The 19,770-nt window shown below is 71.3% G+C and carries 15 protein-coding genes; 6 read left to right on the forward strand and 9 right to left on the reverse strand.

The annotated features are described in order from the left end of the window. Positions 1-31: 31 nt before the first annotated feature. On the reverse strand, positions 32-1,012 hold the full coding sequence (locus ACYUD3_RS17060) for an acyltransferase domain-containing protein (protein ID WP_470970339.1): 981 nt from the start codon (positions 1,010-1,012) through the stop codon (positions 32-34). Positions 1,013-1,118: 106 nt separating this feature from the next. Between ACYUD3_RS17060 and ACYUD3_RS17065 the strand changes: the two genes are divergently transcribed. Then, the gene (locus ACYUD3_RS17065; RefSeq protein ID WP_470970341.1) at positions 1,119-1,385 is read left to right on the forward strand and encodes a DUF6343 family protein; all 267 of its coding nucleotides are present in this window, start codon (positions 1,119-1,121) and stop codon (positions 1,383-1,385) included. A gap of 19 nt (positions 1,386-1,404) precedes the next feature. Here the strand turns inward: ACYUD3_RS17065 and ACYUD3_RS17070 are convergent, their stop codons facing one another. The 4 genes from ACYUD3_RS17070 to rpsA form a co-directional block, all read right to left on the reverse strand. Further along, a complete protein-coding gene (locus tag ACYUD3_RS17070; protein WP_470970344.1) occupies positions 1,405-1,785 on the reverse strand; it encodes a tetratricopeptide repeat protein in 381 nt (126 codons plus the stop codon). An 83-nt stretch (positions 1,786-1,868) separates the two neighbouring features. Then, positions 1,869-2,492 (reverse strand): dephospho-CoA kinase, encoded by a 624-nt coding sequence (gene coaE, locus ACYUD3_RS17075; RefSeq protein WP_470970346.1) that lies wholly within the window; start codon positions 2,490-2,492, stop codon positions 1,869-1,871. A 103-nt stretch (positions 2,493-2,595) separates the two neighbouring features. Then, positions 2,596-3,534: a PAC2 family protein gene (locus tag ACYUD3_RS17080; RefSeq protein WP_470970349.1), complete on the reverse strand. Its 939-nt coding sequence runs from the start codon at positions 3,532-3,534 to the stop codon at positions 2,596-2,598. 163 nt (positions 3,535-3,697) lie between these two features. Continuing rightward, positions 3,698-5,194, reverse strand: coding sequence for a 30S ribosomal protein S1 (gene rpsA / locus ACYUD3_RS17085; RefSeq protein ID WP_470970351.1), 1,497 nt, complete (start codon positions 5,192-5,194; stop codon positions 3,698-3,700). Between the two features lie 378 nt (positions 5,195-5,572). On the opposite strand from rpsA, the gene ACYUD3_RS17090 reads away from it, so the two are divergent. Continuing rightward, positions 5,573-6,409, forward strand: a complete 837-nt coding sequence (locus ACYUD3_RS17090; protein ID WP_470970958.1) for a class I SAM-dependent methyltransferase — start codon at positions 5,573-5,575, stop codon at positions 6,407-6,409. Positions 6,410-6,522: 113 nt separating this feature from the next. Further along, positions 6,523-9,078 (forward strand): ATP-dependent helicase HrpB, encoded by a 2,556-nt coding sequence (gene hrpB / locus ACYUD3_RS17095; protein ID WP_470970353.1) that lies wholly within the window; start codon positions 6,523-6,525, stop codon positions 9,076-9,078. Here the strand turns inward: hrpB and pgfA are convergent. The 4 genes from pgfA to polA form a co-directional block, all read right to left on the reverse strand. Then, a complete protein-coding gene (gene pgfA, locus ACYUD3_RS17100) occupies positions 9,068-10,060 on the reverse strand; it encodes a cell envelope lipid trafficking protein PgfA (RefSeq protein ID WP_470970355.1) in 993 nt (330 codons plus the stop codon). The genes hrpB and pgfA overlap by 11 nt on opposite strands. A 10-nt stretch (positions 10,061-10,070) precedes the next feature. Continuing rightward, on the reverse strand, positions 10,071-10,205 hold the full coding sequence (locus ACYUD3_RS17105) for an SPW_0924 family protein (RefSeq protein ID WP_470970358.1): 135 nt from the start codon (positions 10,203-10,205) through the stop codon (positions 10,071-10,073). Positions 10,206-10,343: 138 nt separating this feature from the next. Next, entirely contained in the window at positions 10,344-12,083 is a 1,740-nt protein-coding gene (locus ACYUD3_RS17110) for a lytic transglycosylase domain-containing protein (protein WP_470970360.1), read from the reverse strand. A 294-nt stretch (positions 12,084-12,377) separates the two neighbouring features. After that, positions 12,378-15,104 carry a DNA polymerase I gene (polA, locus tag ACYUD3_RS17115; protein ID WP_470970363.1) on the reverse strand — a complete coding sequence of 909 codons (2,727 nt, stop codon included), beginning with the start codon at positions 15,102-15,104 and terminating at the stop codon, positions 12,378-12,380. Positions 15,105-15,238: 134 nt separating this feature from the next. Between polA and ACYUD3_RS17120 the strand changes: the two genes are divergently transcribed. The 3 genes from ACYUD3_RS17120 (at position 15,239) to ACYUD3_RS17130 (ending at position 19,705) form a co-directional block, all read left to right on the forward strand. Further along, positions 15,239-17,515, forward strand: a complete 2,277-nt coding sequence (locus ACYUD3_RS17120) for an FdhF/YdeP family oxidoreductase (protein WP_470970365.1) — start codon at positions 15,239-15,241, stop codon at positions 17,513-17,515. Between the two features lie 62 nt (positions 17,516-17,577). Next, positions 17,578-18,060 carry a PaaI family thioesterase gene (locus tag ACYUD3_RS17125; protein ID WP_470970367.1) on the forward strand — a complete coding sequence of 161 codons (483 nt, stop codon included), beginning with the start codon at positions 17,578-17,580 and terminating at the stop codon, positions 18,058-18,060. Between the two features lie 409 nt (positions 18,061-18,469). Further along, positions 18,470-19,705: a branched-chain amino acid ABC transporter substrate-binding protein gene (locus ACYUD3_RS17130; protein WP_470970369.1), complete on the forward strand. Its 1,236-nt coding sequence runs from the start codon at positions 18,470-18,472 to the stop codon at positions 19,703-19,705. Positions 19,706-19,770: the final 65 nt, after the last annotated feature.

Below are 19,770 nucleotides of genomic sequence, written 5' to 3' on the forward strand. Positions count from 1 at the left end.
GCCCGACCCGCACCCCTCCCCAACCCCACCCTCACCCCTGAAGCCCGAACCACCCCTCCGCCTCATACCAATGCCCGCCCTCCCGCAGATGATCCGCCACCGCCCGCTCCAGCACCGTCCGCCGCGGCAGCTCGTCCAACGGCAGCTGCGGCGACCCGAAGACGAACCGGACCGGCGTCAAGTCCTCGGGCTTCTCCGGCACATGAGCCACATCGAACCGATCCTGGAAGCGGACGATGTTGGAGTCGCCCGGCAGATACCGCCGCAACTGCGGATCCAGCAGCCAGGACCGGCAGGTAGCGACCTGATACGGCTCCTCAGGGAAGTACCGCGCGAAGAACTCCCGGGCACGGGCGAACGACCGATCGAGCAGCTCCGGACTCAACGGCCCCATGAAGTCCGGCACATGCACCCCGAGCGCCAACTCCCGCTCCCCGAGCAACGACCCGCCCTCACCGGACGCCCCGGAAACCCCAGAAACCCCGGACGCCTCAGAAGCCCCGGAAGCTCCAGTCACCGCCCCCGCCAACCCCTCCCCCACCCACCCCCGCTGAAACTGCAACCGCCCCAACTGATAAATCTCCCCATGCAGATGCATCGACAGCCACCGAGCCGTCAGAATCCCGCCCGTCCCATGCCACCGCCGATGCACGGCAACCCCCCGCCCGACATCGAGCAACGTCCGCCTGCTGACCTCGTCCGGAACCCCCCGCTCCCGGTGATAAGCCCGCGCGGCCGGCAACGCGGCGATGAACACGTACAACGGGAACCACCGCGCGAGCGCATGCGAGGCGCCGGGATGGCGCGGCAGCTCGATGCCCCCGCGAATCTCGCCCATCCGGTCGGTCAGCACGGCCACGGACCGCTCCAGAACCTCCCGCGTCTCGGAATCACCCACGACCTGCCGGGCGAGCCGCAGAGGCTCCGCGATGTCCTGATGCGGCACCCCGAGGTCGAGCATCGCCTCCACCAGTTCGTCGGCCTGCGACAGCACCGCCACGCCGTCCTCCATGAGCACACCCCGTTCCGCGAGACAAGAAGCGATTCGGCCGCTCGAAGCGGGCCTCTGGAGAACGCTACGGCCACGGAGTACGTTTCAAGAAGGAATGTGATCGAGGATGCGTACGGGCAGTGAGCCGACGACCGCGCGCAGCGCGCTGCGGATGCGCCTGTGGCTGAGCCTGTGGGGCCTGGCGTGGGCGGTCTTCGGCACGGCCGCGTTCGCCCTGGTGGGGCGGCCGGGGTGGGCGGCGGCCTGCGGGGTGCTGTGGCTGGTCGCGACCGTCGACTTCCTCGTCGTCCTGCACCACATCCACCAGGGGCCGCACTACCAGCCGGGCCGGGACGTCCCGCCCTACCGGCCCCCGGAACACCGCCACCCCTGAGCACCCCGGTACGGCGCCCTTACGTGTCGAACCGCGCCGCCTTCAGATACTCCGGATTCGGGTCCAGCGCCGCGGCGAGCCTGAAGTGACGTTTGGCCTGCTCGCGCAGCCCCCGTCGCTCATAGGTGCGCGCGAGCGCGAAGTGGGCGTAGGCGTTGTCCGGCTCCCGCTCCAGGACGATGGTGAACTCCAGCTCGGCGGGGCGCAGTTGGGCGGCGGCGAAGAAGGCTCGGGCGCGCAGCAGCCGGGCCGCGGTGTTCTCGGGGTGCGCGGCGATGACGCCGTCGAGCAGTTTCACCGCGCCGCGCGGATCCCGTGCGGCGAGGAGCTGCTCCGCGGCGCGGAAGTCGATGACGTACGTCTCCGGAGAACGTCCGGTCGAACCGCTGGTTTCGGGCACGGAAAAGTCCTTCCCTCGCTGAGACGGTTCAACGCCCCGCACGGGACCCGCTATTCCTGCGGACCCCCTGCGCACAGCCCTCTTCACTCCCCGCTCGCCCCTTCCCTGGCCCGTCCCCGAAGCCCTTCCCACACCTCCCGCACGCGCCGCTGAAGCTCCTCCAGCGGCACGTCGTTGTCGATCACCACGTCCGCGATCGCCCGCCGCTCCTCCCGCGCCGCCTGGGCCGCCATCCGCGCGCGGGCGTCCTGCTCGGTCATGCCGCGCAGCCGGGTCAGCCGGTCGAGCTGGGTGGCGGGCGAGGCGTCGACGACCACGACGACGTCGTACAGGCCCTTCAGGCCGTTCTCGGTGAGGAGGGGGACGTCATGGACGACGACGGCGTCCGGCGGGGCCGCCTCCTGGAGTGCGCGGGAGCGGGCGCCGACCAGGGGGTGGACGATCGAGTTGAGCAGCTTGAGCCTCTCGGGGTCGGCGAAGACGATCGAGCCGAGCTTCGGGCGGTCCAGGCTGCCGTCGGGGGCCAGCACCTCCTCCCCGAGTCTGCCGAACTCCTCGGCGACGGCGGCGAGTCCGGGCGTCCCCGGCGCCACGACCTCCCGCGCGATGCGGTCCGCGTCGATCAGCACGGCGCCGCACTCCACGAGCAGCCGCGACACCTCACTCTTGCCGGCCCCGATCCCACCGGTCAGCCCCACTGTCAGCATGAGCGAAAGCTTAGGGCCCGCCACTGACAGCGGGCCCTCGGGCTGTGCGTACCGCGCGGAAAGCACTCGGCCTCCAGAGGGAGGCGGGTTCAGGAAGGGCCCCTCAGCCCTCCCCCTCCCGCTCCGCGAGGAACTTCTCGAACTCGCGCCCGATCTCGTCCGCCGACGGGATGTCGACGGGCTCGGCGAGCATGTTGCCGCGGGTCTCGGCGCCGGCGACGGCGTCGTACTGATGCTCCAGCCCCTCGACCAGGGAGGTCAGTTCGGCGTCGCCCTCGCGGATCTGGCGGTCGATCTCGGTCTGCGTGCGGTGCGCCTCCGTGCGCAGCGTGTGGGCGACGCCGGGCAGGACGAGGCCGGTGGCGGCCGTGATGGACTCCAGGACGGTCAGGGCGGCGTCCGGGTACGTGGAGCGGGCGATGTAGTGCGGGACGTGGGCGGCGACGCCCAGCACGTCATGGCCGGCCTCCATCAGGCGGTACTCGACGAGCGCCTCGGCGCTGCCGGGGACCTGGGCCTCCTCGAAGGCGGTGCCGTGACCGGGGACGAGGTCCGCGCGGTTGCCGTGCGGGGTGAGGCCGACGGGGCGGGTGTGCGGGACGCCCATGGGGATGCCGTGGAAGTTGACCGACAGCCGGACGCCGAGGCGCTCCACGATCTGCTGGACGGCGGCGGCGAACCGCTCCCACTCGACGTCCGGCTCAGGGCCCGACAGCAGCAGGAACGGCGCTCCCGTGGCGTCCTGGACGAGGCGGACCTCGATGGCCGGCTCCTCGTAGCTGTGCCAGCGGTCGCGGCGGAAGGTGAGCAGCGGGCGGCGGGCGCGGTAGTCGACCAGCCGGTCGTGGTCGAAGCGGGCGACGAGCTGGTGCGGCAGCGCGTCGAGCAGGCCTTCCACGATCTGGTCGCCCGTCTCGCCGGCGTCGATGTACCCGTCGAAGTGGTAGAGCATGACAAGTCCGGCCGACTCCTGGGCCAGCGCCATGTCGACGACCGCCAGCCCCTTCGGCTCCCATGCGTACAAACCCTGCGGATCAAGCACTTGGACCGCTCCTCCTCGTGTTCACAGAGGACAACGAACGGGCGGTCCCCCGCATTCCCGTGACTGGCCGGATGCACCAGAAGACTGAAGGACCGCACCTCGAAAGGTACGGCCCTTCAGTCAACAACTACCGCTCAGTGAGCGCCGGTTGAGCGGTGAGCGGTCAGCTCTGGCCGCCCGCCAGCTTCTCGCGCAGGGCAGCCAGCGCCTCGTCCGAGGCCAGCGCGCCGGAGGTGTCCGGGCCCTCGGAGGAGTAGGAGCCGCCGGACGCGACCGGAGCCGCACCCGCCGCGTCGCCGCCCTCGGCCGCAGCGGCCTCGTCGGCCTCGCGGGACTTGATGACCTGCGCCTGGTGCTGCTCGAAGCGCGTCTGCGCCTCGGCGTACTGGCGCTCCCAGGCCTCGCGCTGGGTCTCGTAGCCCTCGAGCCAGTCGTTGGTCTCGGGGTCGAAGCCCTCGGGGTAGATGTAGTTGCCCTGGTCGTCGTAGGACGCGGCCATGCCGTACAGGGTCGGGTCGAACTCGACCGAGGCCGGGTCGGCGCCGAAGGACTCGTTGGCCTGCTTGAGGGACAGCGAGATCCGGCGACGCTCCAGGTCGATGTCGATGACCTTGACGAAGATCTCGTCGTTGACCTGGACGACCTGCTCCGGGATCTCCACGTGGCGCTCGGCCAGCTCGGAGATGTGGACCAGGCCCTCGATGCCCTCGTCGACGCGGACGAACGCACCGAACGGAACCAGCTTCGTGACCTTGCCGGGGACGACCTGGCCGATCTGGTGCGTACGGGCGAACTGCTGCCACGGGTCTTCCTGGGTCGCCTTCAGCGACAGGGAGACGCGCTCGCGGTCCATGTCGACGTCCAGGACCTCGACCGTGACCTCCTGGCCGACCTCGACGACCTCGGAGGGGTGGTCGATGTGCTTCCAGGACAGCTCGGAGACGTGGACCAGACCGTCGACGCCACCCAGGTCCACGAAGGCACCGAAGTTGACGATCGAGGAGACCACGCCGGAGCGGACCTGACCCTTCTGGAGGGTCGTGAGGAAGGTCTGGCGGACCTCGGACTGGGTCTGCTCCAGCCAGGCACGGCGGGACAGGACCACGTTGTTGCGGTTCTTGTCCAGCTCGATGATCTTCGCCTCGAGCTCCTTGCCGACGTACGGCTGGAGGTCGCGGACACGGCGCATCTCGACCAGGGAGGCCGGGAGGAAGCCGCGGAGGCCGATGTCGAGGATGAGACCACCCTTGACGACCTCGATGACGGTACCGGTGACGATGCCGTCCTCTTCCTTGATCTTCTCGATGGTGCCCCAGGCACGCTCGTACTGGGCGCGCTTCTTCGAGAGGATCAGGCGGCCTTCCTTGTCCTCCTTCTGGAGAACAAGGGCTTCGATCTCGTCACCGACGGCGACGACCTCGTTGGGGTCGACGTCGTGCTTGATCGAGAGCTCACGGCTCGGGATGACACCTTCGGTCTTGTAACCGATGTCGAGCAGGACCTCGTCCCGGTCGACCTTCACGATGACGCCGTCGACGATGTCGCCGTCGTTGAAGTACTTGATCGTCTCGTCGATCGCGGCGAGGAAGGCTTCCTCGTTACCGATGTCGTTGACCGCAACCTGCGGGGTGGTGGCGGTGGTCTCGGTGCTGCTCGTCATGTGGGAAAGGGCTCCGGTACGGACATTGAAGTCGTAGGTACTGCTACGCCGGGAGCCCGTTATCGCTCTGAAGAAGCCGGACAGCCAAAGAAACGCCCCGCCAGAGATCGGCAACGACGCCTCGAGAACCGAGGGGACATACAACAGATGCGAGCGCGCCTGCTCTGTCTGAGGTACGCAGGCCCGCAGCGCAACTTGTAGCATACGGGTGCAGCCGGACAGGGTCAATGCACGAAGACGCACACCGGGGGCGGATCGCCCCATACCCGGCGCAAGAAACGTCTCTTGAGGCCACGCAGGCCCGTGAGACCCCTTCCGTGACCCTCCCCGACGGGCTCCGCTCCGGAGAAGTTACGGAAGAGTACGACGAGGGAGCCGATCATCCAAGAGTCCACCGTTTCCGCGTACGGCCACGATGCCGATCCCGAGCCCGAGGCCACCCGGCGTGCCGCCGGGACCGCCGAGAGCGCCCGCGCCAACCGGGGCTGGTGGGACCGCAACGCGGACGAGTACCAGGTCGAGCACGGCACGTTCCTCGGCGACGACCGCTTCGTGTGGTGCCCCGAAGGGCTCGACGAGGTCGAGGCCGAACTCCTGGGCCCCGCCGAGGGACTGAAGGACCGCGCGGTCCTGGAGATCGGCGCCGGCGCCGCCCAGTGCTCGCGCTGGCTCGCAGCCCAAGGCGCCCGCCCCGTCGCCCTGGACATCTCCCACCGCCAGCTCCAGCACGCCCTGCGCATCGGCTCCGGCTTCCCCCTGGTGTGCGCCGACGCCGGCGCCCTCCCCTTCGCCGACGCCTCCTTCGACCTCGCCTGCTCCGCGTACGGCGCCCTGCCGTTCGTCGCCGACCCGGTCCTGGTGCTGCGCGAGGTGCGGCGCGTGCTGCGCCCCGGCGGCCGTTTCGTCTTCTCCGTCACCCACCCCGTCCGCTGGGCCTTCCCCGACGAGCCCGGCCCCGAGGGTCTGACCGCCACCTCCTCCTACTTCGACCGCGTCCCCTATGTCGAACAGGGCGACGACGGCCGCGCGGTCTACGTCGAGCACCACCGCACCCTGGGCGACCGCGTCCGCGACATCGTCACCGCCGGTTTCCGCCTGACCGCCCTCACCGAACCGGAGTGGCCGTCCTGGAACACCTCGGAGTGGGGCGGCTGGTCCCCCCTGAGGGGAAACCTCATCCCGGGAACGGCGATCTTCACCTGCGAACGGGACTGAACGGGACTGCGAGCGATGCATCAATTGATGCATCGGGTAGAAACACGAACTACCCGCTACCACCCCACCCGCGCGCGTAGTGCGCGTTTTCACCGCCGTACGACACTAGGCCCGTGATCCGCCACGACGCCCTAGACGCCCTCCCCGTCCGCGCCGCCCTCCCCGCGCTCGCCCGCGCTCTCGACGGGCACGGCACCGCTGTGCTGGTCGCGCCGCCGGGGACCGGCAAGACGACGCTGGTGCCGTTGGCGCTCGCCGGGCTCGTCGGGGGCGGGCCCGCGCGGCGGGTCGTCGTCGCCGAGCCCCGGCGGATCGCCGTCCGCGCCGCCGCGCGGCGGATGGCGTGGCTGCTGGGCGAGCGGCCCGGGGAGAGCGTCGGGTTCACCGTGCGCGGGGAGCGGGTCGTCGGCCCGCGCACGCGCGTGGAGGTCGTCACGACCGGCGTGCTGCTGCAACGGCTCCAGCGGGACCAGGAGTTGGCCGGGGTGGACGTGGTGGTGCTCGACGAGTGCCATGAGCGGCATCTGGACGCGGACACGGCGGCGGCGTTCCTGTGGGACGTGCGGGAGGCGCTGCGGCCGGAGCTGCGGCTGGTGGCCGCGTCCGCGACGACCGACGCCGAGGGGTGGGCGCGGCTGCTGGGCGGGGCGCCGGTGGTCGAGGCGGCGGGGGTGTCGTATCCCGTGGAGACCGTGTGGGCGCCGCCCGCGCGTGTGGTGCGGGCCGCGCACGGGACGCGGGTCGATCCGGTGTTCCTCGGGCATGTGGCGGCGGTGGTGCGGCGGGCGCTGGCCGAGCGGGCGGGGGACGTGCTGTGTTTTCTGCCCGGGGTCGGGGAGATCGCCCGGGTGGCGGGGCAGCTGGGCGGGCTCGGGGACGTGGACGTGCTCCAGGTGCATGGTCGGGCGCCGGCCGCCGTCCAGGACGCGGTGCTCGTCCCTGGCGCGCGGCGGCGGGTGGTCCTCGCGACCTCCGTCGCGGAGTCGTCGCTGACGGTTCCGGGGGTGCGGGTGGTCGTGGACTGCGGGCTGGCGCGGGAGCCGCGCGTCGATCACGCGCGGGGGCTGAGCGCGCTGGCGACCGTGCGGGCGTCGCAGGCGGCCGGGCGGCAGCGGGCCGGGCGGGCGGGGCGTGAGGCGCCGGGTTCCGTCTACCGCTGCTGGACCGAGGCCGAGGACGCCCGTCTGCCGCGTTTTCCGGCGCCCGAGATCAGATTGGCCGACCTCACCGCGTTCGCCCTCCAGACGGCCTGCTGGGGCGATCCTGAGGCCACTTCTCTGGCACTGCTCGATCCGCCTCCGGCGGGTGCGATGGCGGCGGCGCGGGAGGTGCTGACGGCGATCGGGGCGGTCGACGCAGCGGGCCGGGCCACCGAACGCGGCCTCCGGCTGGCCAGGCTGGGCCTGCACCCCCGCCTGGGCAGGGCCCTGCTGGACGGCACGGCGGCGGTCGGCGCGGAGCGGGCGGCCGAGGTCGTGGCCCTCCTGAGCGAGGAGGTCCCCCGCGAGTACGGCCCCGACCTGACCGCGGCCCTGCGCACCGCCCGCCGCTCAGGAGACGCCTACAGCGCGCGCTGGCGCACGGAGGTACGACGGCTGCGCACCGCCGCCGCACAGTTCACGCAGCCCTCAGGAAGCGCCGCCGCCCAGCCCGCAGCCCCCTCCGGCTCCTCCGGAACCGACACCCGCACCCCCACCGACGAACGCGCGGCCGGTCTCGTCACCGCCCTCGCCCACCCCGAGCGCCTCGCCCGGCTCACCGGCGCCAGCCACCTCATGCTCTCCGGCACCCGCGCCGAACTCCCCGAGGCCTCGCCGCTGCGCTCGGCCCCCTGGCTGGCCGTCGCCGTGGCCGACCGTCCCGTCGGGAAGGGCCTCGCGCGCGTGCAGCTGGCGGCGGTCGTCGACGAGGACGTCGCCCGCGAAGCCGCGGGCGCGCTGCTCCAGCGGCGGGAGGAGGTCCACTGGGCCGACGGGGACGTCGTCGCCCGGCGTGTGGAGCGGCTGGGGGCCGTCGAGTTGAGCGCGCGGCCCCTGAGGGACGCCGACGCCGGTCTCGTCCGCGCCGCGCTCCTTCAGGGGCTGCGGGTGGAGGGGCTGCGGATGCTGCGGTGGTCCGAGGGGGCGGTGCTGTTGCGGCAGCGGCTCGCCTTTCTGCACAGGCGAGTTGGCGAGCCCTGGCCGGATGTCGGTGACGACGCGCTCTACGCGCGCGTGGACGAGTGGCTGGAGCCGGAGCTGGGGCGCTGTCGGCGGGGGCAGGAGCTGCGGCGGATCGACGCCGGGAACGGCCTGAACCGGCTGCTGCCCTGGGCGTCGGGAGAAGCCGGGCGGCTGGACGAGCTGGCGCCCGAGCGGATCGCCGTGCCCAGCGGGTCACGGGTGCGGATCGACTACGGCGACCCCGCTCAGCCCGTGCTCGCCGTGAAGCTCCAGGAGATGTTCGGGCTGGAGGAGTCGCCTAAGGTCGCCGGGGTGCCGTTGCTGGTGCATCTGCTGTCGCCCGCCGGGCGGCCCGCGGCCGTGACCGCCGATCTCGCGTCCTTCTGGAAGGACGGCTACAAGGGCGTGCGGGCCGAGCTGCGCGGGCGGTACCCGAAGCATCCGTGGCCCGAGGACCCGGCCGCCGCCGAGCCCACCCGGCACACCAACGCGCGCCTCAGGCGGTGACCGGCTGCGGGGACGGCTCCCGCGCGCGCGTGGGCGGTCCCGGGCGGCGGCCGCGTGCCTCCAGCCAGAGGGCGAGGGCCAGGAGGAGGGCCGCCAGGGTCACGCAGCCCCAGGGCAGGTACGACACCAGGAGCAGCACCAGGGTGCGGTTGTGCTTGACCAGGGCGACGGTGTGCTCGACGTAGTCCTCGCGCATCTTGACGTCCCCGGCGAACGCGGTGACCTTGGCGCGGCCCCCTAGGAGCGTGCCGCCGCGCAGTTCCTCCTGGTGGATCTCCTCGCCGTAGACGGGGGCGCCGGTGACGGGTTCGACCCAGAACTTGCGGACGGTGGTGTACCAGCGGGTGGTGCCGGTGGCGGCGATCGTCTCGGGGGTGATGCCGGCGACGGGCATCGTCTTGGGCATCGGGACCCGCGTCCAGGGGACGGTCTGCTCGAAGTAGTAGACCGTCAGTCCGCGGAAGTCCTGGGTGCCCCGGTAGTGGATGGGGGACGTGGTGCGGGTCTGCGCGTCGAAGTACTCGTAGTCCCGCTTCTGCGTCAGGAAGGGCCACTTGAACTCGATGCCCTGGCGGGTCACCGGGTCGCCGTCGACCATCTCGCCGGCCGCGTGGACGGGCTCCTGGCTGTGCGCGTCGAAGATGTACCGCTCGGGCACCTTGGAGACCATCTTGCCGTCGGGACCGGCGACATAGGAGAGGCCGTCCCATACGACGACGTCGCGCCCGGTGCTCCTGCCGATCGCCTCGGCCGCGCCCACGTCGCCCTTGAGGGTCTGCACGATCGTCACCTGGGGGACCGTCCGCGCGGTCATCGTCCCGTAGTCCAGGAGGGTCGCGTCCCGTGCCTGGAGGACCATCGTCTGGTAGGCGTTCGCGGGGACCTTGGCGAGGCGCGGGAAGGCGTACCAGCGCAGGAGGGGGGCCAGGGCCGCGCAGAACACGGCCAGGGCGAGCAGGACGAGGCTGGCTCCGCGGCGCATCGCGGCCTCCTCAGGGGTGCGCGGGCACGGTCGTCAGCAGCGGCCGCGGGGACGTCCTGCCGGTGGGCGTGCCGATCGCGCCGACGGTCAGGACGAGGGCCAGCGCGGCGGCGAGACCGGCCGCCGCGGCGATCAGGGCACGCATACGGACCTCCCGGGCCTGACGGGCCGTCAGGTGGCGGCACCGTAGCAATGGGGGGCGGAGAGGGGAACAGGTACGGCGCCCCTCCTCCTACTTGAGGAGGAGCGCCGTTCGTCTATAGGAGCCTCTACAGGGGCCGCGTCACGCCGCCGGGCTCGGTGCCGCCGATCCGCTGGGCTCCGGCTCCGGTGTGGTCGTCGGCTCCGGTGCCGTCACGGTGAGCGGGACGTCGATCGTCGCCCCGCCCTCGGTGGTGACGCGCAGCAGGAACGTGCCCGTGACGTCGTCGGCGTACAGCTTCGGCAGCTTGAGCAGGCCGTTGGCGTCGGTCGTCAGGCCGGTCAGGGTGCGTACGGGCTTGCCGTCGGCGTCCTTGAAGTAGGGGCCCTGGTCGTTCGCGGCCGGGTCGAGGAGGGACTTGATCAGGGTCGCGGTGGCTGCGACCTTGCCGGCGACAGCGCCCTTGTAGGTGGCCTTGACCTCGACCTGGTCGGTGAACTCGGCGCCCGTGACGCAGGTGAGGGCGGTGTCCGTGGTGCGGGCCAGGAGGTCGGCGGCGCGGGCGGTGACGGTGGCCTTGGTGTCGACCGGGGTGAGTTCGCGGCCGATCAGGAGGGCGCGGATCGTGAACGTGCCGGTCTTCTCGCCCGCCTTGAGGGCGGGGAGGGTGGCGATGCCCTTGGCGCCGGTGACGACGGTGGCGACCTTCTCGCCGGTCGCGAAGGCGGTGTCCGTGTCGCCGACGATCGCGAAGCGGACACGGACCTTGCCGACGGGTATGCCCGTGGCGGTCTCCGCGCGGATGCCGAGCTGGGTCGCGAAGGTGTCCCCGGCCGTCGCGGTGAGCGCGGCGGCGGAGGTGGCCTCCAGGTGGTCGACCGTGTCGGTGGGGGTCGGCGGGGTGCTGGGCGGGGTCGTCGTGGGCGGCTTGGGGGTCTCCGGCGGGTTGGGCTTGGGGGTCGAGGGGGTGGACGGCTTCGGCGGGGACGACGGGGTCGTGGGCGTCGTCGGCGTGGTGCCGCCGCTGCCCGAACCCGTGCCGCTGCTGTGGGACGGGAGCGTGCCGGTGCCGTCCGGGATGGAGTGGCTGTCCTTGCGGTAGTACTCCAGCCAGGAGATGACGGTGTTGTAGTAGTCCGTCGAGGGGTTGTAGCTGAGGATCGCGCTGCGCATGCCGCTGGTGGTGTTCATGTCCCAGCTGTTGCGGCACAGGTAGTGCGCGGCGGCCAGGGCGGCGTCGTAGACGTTGTTGGGGTCCTTCTTGCCGTCACCGTTGCCGTCGCGGCCGGCCCAGGCCCAGGTGGAGGGGATGAACTGCATGGGGCCGACGGCGCGGTCGTAGGTCGAGTCGCCGTCATAGGCGCCGTTGTCGGTGTCGCTGATGTGGGCGAAGCCGACGCCGTTGAGGGGCGGGCCGAGGATCGGGGTGAGCGTGGTGCCGTTCGCGTCGACCCGGCCGCCATTGGCGTGGCCCGACTCGACCTTGCCGATCGCGGCGAGGAGCTGCCAGGGGAGGTTGCAGCCGGGCTTGGCCTGGGCGAGGGCGTCGGCGGCCTTCTTGTAGGCGTCCAGGACGGTCGCGGGGATGCCGGACTCGGAGCTGCCTATGGAGGTGCCGGTCGTCGGGCTCGTGCCCGTGCTGGGCGCCGGGTTGGGGCTGTTGAGGGGCGGCAGGTCGGTGTAGTACGGGGAGTTGCCGGTCGCGCCGCCGCCGCTCGCCTGGCCGCTCGCGGAGGGGGTGTTGTCGGCGGCGCTCTGTCTGTTCTGCGCTCCCGCGACGACGTCCGGGGCCTGTGACGCGGCGAGGGCGGCGACCGCGACGGCGGCCACGGTGGTGTTGACGGCGCCCTTGCGCAGCCTCTTACCGAAATGCGCCGACATGAAGCGAACCCCTCCCACTGGACGCCCCGGGCGTCCGTCTTCTCGACTGCTCGCCCTGTAGAGACGATCGGCGGACCGCACGGGTTGTGCGGATCTTCGCCGGACCTGTCCCCCCGCTCGCCCGTGGTACCGGTGGGTAGGGCGACGCACGCGACCCTACGACAACTTACGTTGACCCGGCACCCGTCGGGGTCGCCTTTTCACCCGTTGCTCATGTACGGCCCTGGGGAGCCCTTCGGCCTGAGTCGCGCAAGGGGCTCCCGGGACGTCAACTCCCCCGGCCGGGGCGGGCGTTCAGTGGGCCGCCGACTCCCAGTCCGCCCCGTCGCCGACGGACACGTCCAGCGGCGCCCGCAGCCGTACCGCGTCGGCCATCTCCGCGCGGACCAGCGCCTCGACCTGCTCCCGCTCGCCGGGGGCGATCTCCAGGACGATTTCGTCGTGCACCTGGAGCAGCAGCCGGGAGGTGAGGCCCGCCTCCTGGACGGCCTGGTCGACCTTCAGCATGGCGATCTTGACGATGTCGGCGGCGGTGCCCTGGATCGGCGCGTTCAGGGCCATCCGCTCGGCGGTCTCGCGGCGCTGGCGGTTGTCGCTGTTGAGGTCGGGGAGGTAGCGGCGGCGGCCGAACAGGGTCTCGGTGTAGCCGGTGGCCCTGGCCTCCTCGACGGCCCGGTGCAGGTAGTCGCGGACGCCGCCGAAGCGCTCGAAGTAGGTGTCCATCAGCGCGCGGGCCTCCCCGGCGTCGATGTTCAGCTGCTGGGAGAGGCCGAACGCGGAGAGGCCGTAGGCGAGGCCGTAGGACATGGCCTTGATCTTGCGGCGCATCTCGGGGTCGACGGAGCCGCGGTCGACGGCGAAGACCTGGGCGGCGACGGTGTTGTGCAGATCCTCGCCGGAGGTGAACGCGTCGATGAGGCCCTGGTCCTCGGAGAGGTGGGCCATGACGCGCAGTTCGATCTGGCTGTAGTCGGCCGTCATCAGCGACTCGTAGCCCTCGCCGACGACGAAGCCGCGGCGGATCGCGCGGCCCTCCTCCGTGCGCACGGGGATGTTCTGGAGGTTGGGGTCGACGGAGGAGAGGCGGCCGGTGGCGGCGACGGTCTGGTTGAACGTGGTGTGGATGCGGCCGTCGGCGGCGATCGTCTTGATCAGGCCCTCGACCGTGACGCGCAGTTTGGCCTGTTCGCGGTGGCGGAGCATGATGACCGGCAGTTCGTTGTCGGTCTGGGTGGCGAGCCAGGCGAGGGCGTCGGCGTCGGTGGTGTAGCCGGTCTTGGTCTTCTTCGTCCGGGGCAGGCCGAGTTCGCCGAAGAGGACTTCCTGGAGCTGCTTGGGCGAGCCCAGGTTGAACTCGTGCCCCGCCGCCGCGTGGGCCTCCTTGACGGCCTGCTGGACGGCTCCGGCGAACATCTGCTCCATGGCCTCCAGGTGGGCGCGGTCGGCGGCGATGCCGTGGCGCTCCATGCGGGCCAGGACGACAGAGGTGGGCAGCTCCATGTCGTGCAGCAGGTCGGCGGCGCCCACCTCTTGGAGGCGGGTGCCGAAGGCTTCGCCGAGGTCGAGGATGGCGCGGGCCTGGACCATCAGGGCGTCGGCCTCGGCGCCGTCGTCGGCACCGAAGGCGAGCTGGCCGTCGGCCGCGGCGGCGGGCTGGAGCTCGTGGCCCAGGTACTCCAGGGAGAGGGCGTCGAGGTCGAAGGAGCGGCGGCCGGGCTTGACGAGGTAGGCGGCGAGGGCGGTGTCCATGCTGACGCCGGCGATGCTCCAGCCGTGCTCGGCGAAGACCCGCATGGCGCCCTTGGCGTTGTGGAACACCTTGGGCCTGGCCGCGTCGGCGAGCCAGGCGGCCCAGGCGGTCTCGTCCGCCTCGTCGAGCTGGGCGGGGTCGAACCAGGCGGCGGGGCCGTCGGCGGTGGCCAGGGCGACCTCGGCGACCGAGCCGGCGCCCAGCGCCCACGTGTCGACGGTGGCGACGCCCAGCGTGCCGTCCGTGTGTCCGGCGAGCCAGGGGGCCAGCCCGCCCGTGCCGAGCACCGCGCCGTCGACCTGGATGCCCTCGCCCGCCGGGGCCGCCGCGTCGCTCTCCTCGCCGCCGGGGTCGACGGCCAGCAGGCGCTCGCGCAGGGACGGGTTGCGGATCTCCAGGGTGTCCAGGACCATCGCGACGGCCGTGCGGTCGTACGGGGCGCGTTCCAGGTCGGGGACCGTCTTGTCCAGCCCGACCGTGCGCACCATCTCGGTGAGGCGGCGGTTGAGCTTGACGGCGTCCAGGTGGTCGCGGAGGTTCTGGCCCGCCTTGCCCTTGACCTCCTCGACGCGCTCGACCAGTTCCGCGAAGGAGCCGAACTGGTTGATCCACTTGGCGGCCGTCTTCTCGCCGACGCCGGGAATGCCGGGGAGGTTGTCGGACGGGTCGCCGCGCAGGGCCGCGAAGTCCGGGTACTGGGCGGGCGTCAAGCCGTACTTCTCGAAAACCTTCTCCGGGGTGAACCGGGTCAGCTCCGAGACGCCCTTCGTGGGGTAGAGCACCGTCGTGTGCTCGGTGACCAGCTGGAAGGAGTCCCGGTCGCCGGTGACGATCAGGACGTCGAAGCCCTCGGCCTCCGCCTGCGTGGCCAGCGTCGCGATGACGTCGTCGGCCTCGAAGCCGTCGACCGCGAACCGGGAGACGTGCATCGCGTCGAGCAGTTCGCCGATCAGCTCGACCTGGCCCTTGAACTCGTCCGGGGTCTTGGAGCGGTTCGCCTTGTACTCCGTGAACTCCTCGGAGCGCCAGGTCTTGCGGGACACGTCGAAGGCGACCGCGAAGTGCGTGGGCGCCTCGTCACGCAGGGTGTTCGCCAGCATCGAGGCGAAGCCGTAGATCGCGTTGGTCGGCTGCCCCACCGCCGTAGTGAAGTTCTCCGCCGGCAGCGCGAAGAACGCGCGGTACGCCAGTGAGTGCCCATCCATGAGCATCAGCCGGGGCCGGCCTGCGCCGGGGCTCTTGTCGGTCTTCTTCGATGCTGTCTCTGCCACGCCCCCGATCCTGCCACGGCCCACTGACAATGCTGTGCCACCGGCCGCCGGAGGGAGCGCGGACGGGGTGACTGTCAGTGGTCCGTGGCAGGATCGAAGGACAGGCGAGAACGGCTGTGAGGAGTGGGTCCGCGATGGCGACGAAACCCCCGAAAGCCGACCCGGTCCAGGACGCGCCGGAGGTCGGAGAGCCGCAGCACGCCGCCGCAGGTGTCCCGGCGATCGGGCACAGCCTGCGGATGGCGCAGCAGCAGATGGGCGTGCGGCGCACCGCGCTCACGCTGCTGCGCGTCAATCAGAAGGACGGCTTCGACTGCCCGGGCTGCGCCTGGCCCGAGCCCGGCCGGCGGCACACGGCCGAGTTCTGCGAGAACGGCGCCAAGGCGGTCGCCGAGGAGGCCACGCTGCGCCGCGTCACCCCCGAGTTCTTCGCCGCGCACCCGGTCTCCGACCTGGCCGCCCGCAGCGGCTACTGGCTCGGGCAGCAGGGCCGCCTCACCCACCCCATGTACCTCCCCGAGGGCGCCTCCCACTATGAACCCGTCAGCTGGGAGCGGGCGTTCGCCACCGTCGCGGACGAGATCGCGCGGCTCGCCTCGCCCGACGAGGCCGTCTTCTACACCTCGGGCCGGACCAGCAACGAGGCCGCGTTCCTCTACCAGCTCTTCGTCCGCGAGCTGGGCACGAACAACCTGCCCGACTGCTCCAACATGTGCCACGAGTCGTCGGGTTCGGCGCTCGGCGAGACCATCGGCGTCGGCAAGGGCAGCGTCCTCCTTGAAGACCTCTACCAGGCCGACCTGATCATCGTGGCGGGCCAGAACCCGGGGACGAACCACCCCCGGATGCTCTCCGCCCTGGAGCGGGCCAAGGCGTCCGGCGCGCGGATCATCAGCGTCAACCCGCTGCCCGAGGCGGGACTTGAGCGGTTCAAGAATCCGCAGACCGCCAAGGGCCTCACCACCGGCGCCCCGCTGACCGACCTCTTCCTCCAGATCCGCCTCGGCGGCGACCAGGCCCTCTTCCGCCTCCTCAACAAACTGATCATCGAGACCCCGGGCGCCCTGGACGACGCCTTCATCGCCGAACACACCCACGGCTACGAGGAGTTCGCCCGGGCCGCCCGGGCCACCGGCTGGGACGGCACCCTCACCGCCACCGGCCTCACCCGCGCGCAGATCGAGGAAACCCTCCGCATGGTCCTCGCCTCACAGCGGGTCATCGTCTGCTGGGCGATGGGCCTGACCCAGCACAAGCACGCGGTGCCGACGATCCGGGAGATCGTCAACTTCCTTCTGCTGCGCGGCAACATCGGCCGCCCCGGCGCGGGGGTGTGCCCGGTGCGCGGGCACAGCAACGTCCAGGGTGACCGCACGATGGGCGTCTTCGAACGCCCCGCGCCCGCGTTCCTGGACGCCCTGGAGAGGGAGTTCGGCTTCGCTCCCCCGCGCGCGCACGGGTACGACGTCGTACGCGCGATCCGCGCGCTGCGGGACGGCGCGGCCAAGGTGTTCTTCGCGATGGGCGGCAACTTCGTCTCGGCCGCGCCGGACACGGAGGTCACGGAGGCGGCGATGCGCCGCGCGCGGCTGACGGTGCAGGTGTCGACGAAGCTCAACCGCTCGCATGTGGTGACCGGCGCCCGCGCGCTGATCCTGCCCGCCCTCGGGCGCACCGAGCGCGATCTCCAGCGCGGCGGCGAGCAGTTCGTGACCGTCGAGGACTCCATGGGGATGGTGCACGCCTCCCGGGGCCGGCTGGCGCCCGCGAGCGCGCACCTGCTGTCGGAACCGGCGATCGTGTGCCGGCTCGCGCGGCGCGTCCTGGGCGAGCGCAGTGTCATCCCCTGGGAGGAGTTCGAGGGCGACTACGGGACCGTCCGTGACCGCATCGCGCGCGTGGTCCCCGGTTTCGCCGGCTTCAACGCGCGCGTGGCCCACCCCGGCGGCTTCGCCCTCCCGCACGCCCCGCGCGACGAACGCCGCTTCCCGACGGCGACCGGCAAGGCCAACTTCACGGCCGCGCCGGTCGAGTCCCCCGAGCTGCCCGAGGGCCGCCTGCTGCTCCAGACGCTGCGCTCGCACGACCAGTACAACACCACGGTCTACGGCCTCGACGACCGCTACCGGGGCATCACGCACGGCCGCCGCGTCGTCCTGGTCCACCCCGAGGACGTCCGCGCGCTGCGTCTGGCCGACGGCGACTACGTGGACCTGGTCGGCGAGTGGAAGGACGGCGTCGAGCGGCGCGCGCCCGGCTTCCGCGTCGTCGCCTACCCGACCGCGCGCGGCTGCGCCGCCGCCTACTACCCGGAGACCAACGTCCTCGTCCCCCTGGACGCCACGGCGGACACGAGCAACACCCCGGCCAGCAAGTCGGTCGTGGTCCGTCTGGAACAATCGTCCGACTGAGCGTTTGCTCAGTGACGGCAGGGACCCGACGAGCAGGACACGACGAAACGGAGCCGCGACCCATGGGCGAGCAGCAGCACGCGCGATTCCCCCAGGACGTCATCGACGAGTACGCCGCCCTCGGCATCGACATCCAAGCCCTGTTCTCCGCGGGCCACTTGGGCAACCGGATGGGCGTGGAGATCGTCGAGGCCTCGGCGGAGCGGGTCGTGGGCACGATGCCGGTGGAGGGCAACACGCAGCCGTACGGGCTGCTGCACGGCGGCGCCTCGGCCGTGCTGGCGGAGACGCTCGGCTCGGTCGGGGCGATGCTGCACGGCGGCAGTTCGAAGATCGCGGTCGGCGTCGACCTCAACTGCACCCACCACCGCGGCATCCGCTCCGGCTCGGTGACCGGCGTCGCCTCGCCCGTGCACCGGGGCCGCTCGACGGCGACGTACGAGATCGTGATCACCGACGGGTCGGGGCGCCGCGTCTGCACCGCCCGGCTCACCTGCCTCCTGCGGGACGTACGGGCGAACGAGGAGACGTCCCTGCCCGGCTGAGCCGGCGGCCCCGCCCAGCGCCCTCCCGCCCCGGCCGGAGGGCGCTTCTTCGTGTCACCCCCCCCGGGGGGGCGGAATGCGGGAATGTGGAGCTGAATGCCGGATTCCCTTTCCCAAACGTAACGCTGCGTAATAGCGACGCAATAAACGATCACGATTTCCGTGGCCGTTGAACCTTTTCCCGGTAATCACCAAAAACCCCGAGACACCTGAACGCAGCACCCGCCAGTCCTGCGGGTTCTCAGCATCCGGACGGTTCTCGAACCGCCTCGTATTACCCCTGGTCATAACAAGAGAGTCACATCCTGTTCCAGACTCTCCTCTCGGTATCCCGGACCCGCTTAGAGTCACGGCCAGTCACGGCGCGGCGGAATAGCCGGGAAGTCCCGTGCAGGGAAAGGACTGGAACGTGCGTCAACGTTCGCTCATCGCCATCACCGCCGCGCTGGCGGCGGGCACACTCACGCTCACCGCCTGCGGCTCCCGCGGCGGCAGTGATGACAAGGGCTCCGCCTCGGGCGGCACGACCGTCACCATCGGCGTCGACGCCCCGCTGACCGGTGATCTGTCCGCCATGGGCCTCGGCATCAAGAACTCCGCGGACCTCGCCGCGAAGATCGCCAACAAGCAGGAGTTCGTCAAGGGCGTCACCTTCAAGGTCGAGTCCCTCGACGACCAGATCCAGCCCTCCCAGGGCCAGCAGAACGCGGCCCAGTTCGTGGCCGACAAGAACGTCCTCGGCGTGGTCGGCCCGCTGAACTCCTCGGTCGCCGAGTCGATGCAGAAGGTCCTCGACGACGCCAAGCTGGTCCTGGTCTCCCCCGCCAACACCGGCCCGGCGCTGACCCAGGGCCAGGACTGGCAGACCAAGAAGGTCCGCCCGTACAAGTCGTACTTCCGTACCGCGACCACGGACGCGATCCAGGGTCCGTTCGCCGCGCAGTACGTGTACAACACGGCCAAGCTGACCAAGGTCTTCGTGATCGACGACAAGAAGACCTACGGGTCGGGTCTGTCGGCCACGTTCACCGCGGAGTTCAAGAAGCTCGGCGGCCAGGTCGTCGGCACCGAGCACATCAACCCCGACACCAAGGACTTCTCCGCGGTCGTCACCAAGGTGAAGAACTCCGGCGCGCAGGTCGTCTACTACGGCGGCGAGTACCCGCAGGCCGGTCCGCTGAGCAAGCAGATCAAGGCCGCCGGTGCCAAGATCCCGCTGGTCGGCGGCGACGGCATCAAGGACGACACCTTCATGAAGCTCGCGGGCGGCACCGCCAGCGACGGCGACCTCGCGACCTCCGTCGGCGCCCCCGTCGAGACCCTGGCCTCCGCCAAGCAGTTCGTCGCGGACTACAAGGCGGCCGGTTACAAGGACGGTTACTCGGCCTACGGCGGCTACTCCTACGACAGCGCCTGGGCGGTCATCGAGGCCGTCAAGAAGGTCGTCGACGACAACGGCGGCAAGCTCCCCAGCGACGCCCGCACCAAGATCACCGCGGCCATGCAGAACGTCTCCTTCGACGGTGTGACCGGCAAGGTCTCCTTCGACGAGTTCGGCGACGCCACCAACAAGCAGCTCACGGTGTACGCCGTGAAGGGCGGGGTCTGGACGACCGTCACGTCCGGTACCTACAACGGCAACTGACGCCGATCCAGCAACACGAGCCGCGCGGGGCGCTGTTCCACTGGCGCCCCGCGCGCACTCGCATC

The sequence above is a fragment of the Streptomyces sp. AMJ-169 genome (assembly GCF_055597585.1).

Bases quoted from the DNA above. Each gene is read 5' to 3' on its own strand.
- ACYUD3_RS17065 (WP_470970341.1), top strand. From the start codon at position 1,119: ATGCGTACGGGCAGTGAGCCGACGACCGCGCGCAGCGCGCTGCGGATG.
- pgfA (WP_470970355.1), bottom strand. From the start codon at position 10,060: ATGCGCCGCGGAGCCAGCCTCGTCCTGCTCGCCCTGGCCGTGTTCTGC.
- ACYUD3_RS17120 (WP_470970365.1), top strand. From the start codon at position 15,239: ATGGCGACGAAACCCCCGAAAGCCGACCCGGTCCAGGACGCGCCGGAG.
- coaE (WP_470970346.1), bottom strand. From the start codon at position 2,492: ATGCTGACAGTGGGGCTGACCGGTGGGATCGGGGCCGGCAAGAGTGAG.
- ACYUD3_RS17060 (WP_470970339.1), bottom strand. From the start codon at position 1,012: ATGGAGGACGGCGTGGCGGTGCTGTCGCAGGCCGACGAACTGGTGGAG.
- ACYUD3_RS17110 (WP_470970360.1), bottom strand. From the start codon at position 12,083: ATGTCGGCGCATTTCGGTAAGAGGCTGCGCAAGGGCGCCGTCAACACC.
- rpsA (WP_470970351.1), bottom strand. From the start codon at position 5,194: ATGACGAGCAGCACCGAGACCACCGCCACCACCCCGCAGGTTGCGGTC.
- ACYUD3_RS17125 (WP_470970367.1), top strand. From the start codon at position 17,578: ATGGGCGAGCAGCAGCACGCGCGATTCCCCCAGGACGTCATCGACGAG.
- ACYUD3_RS17105 (WP_470970358.1), bottom strand. From the start codon at position 10,205: ATGCGTGCCCTGATCGCCGCGGCGGCCGGTCTCGCCGCCGCGCTGGCC.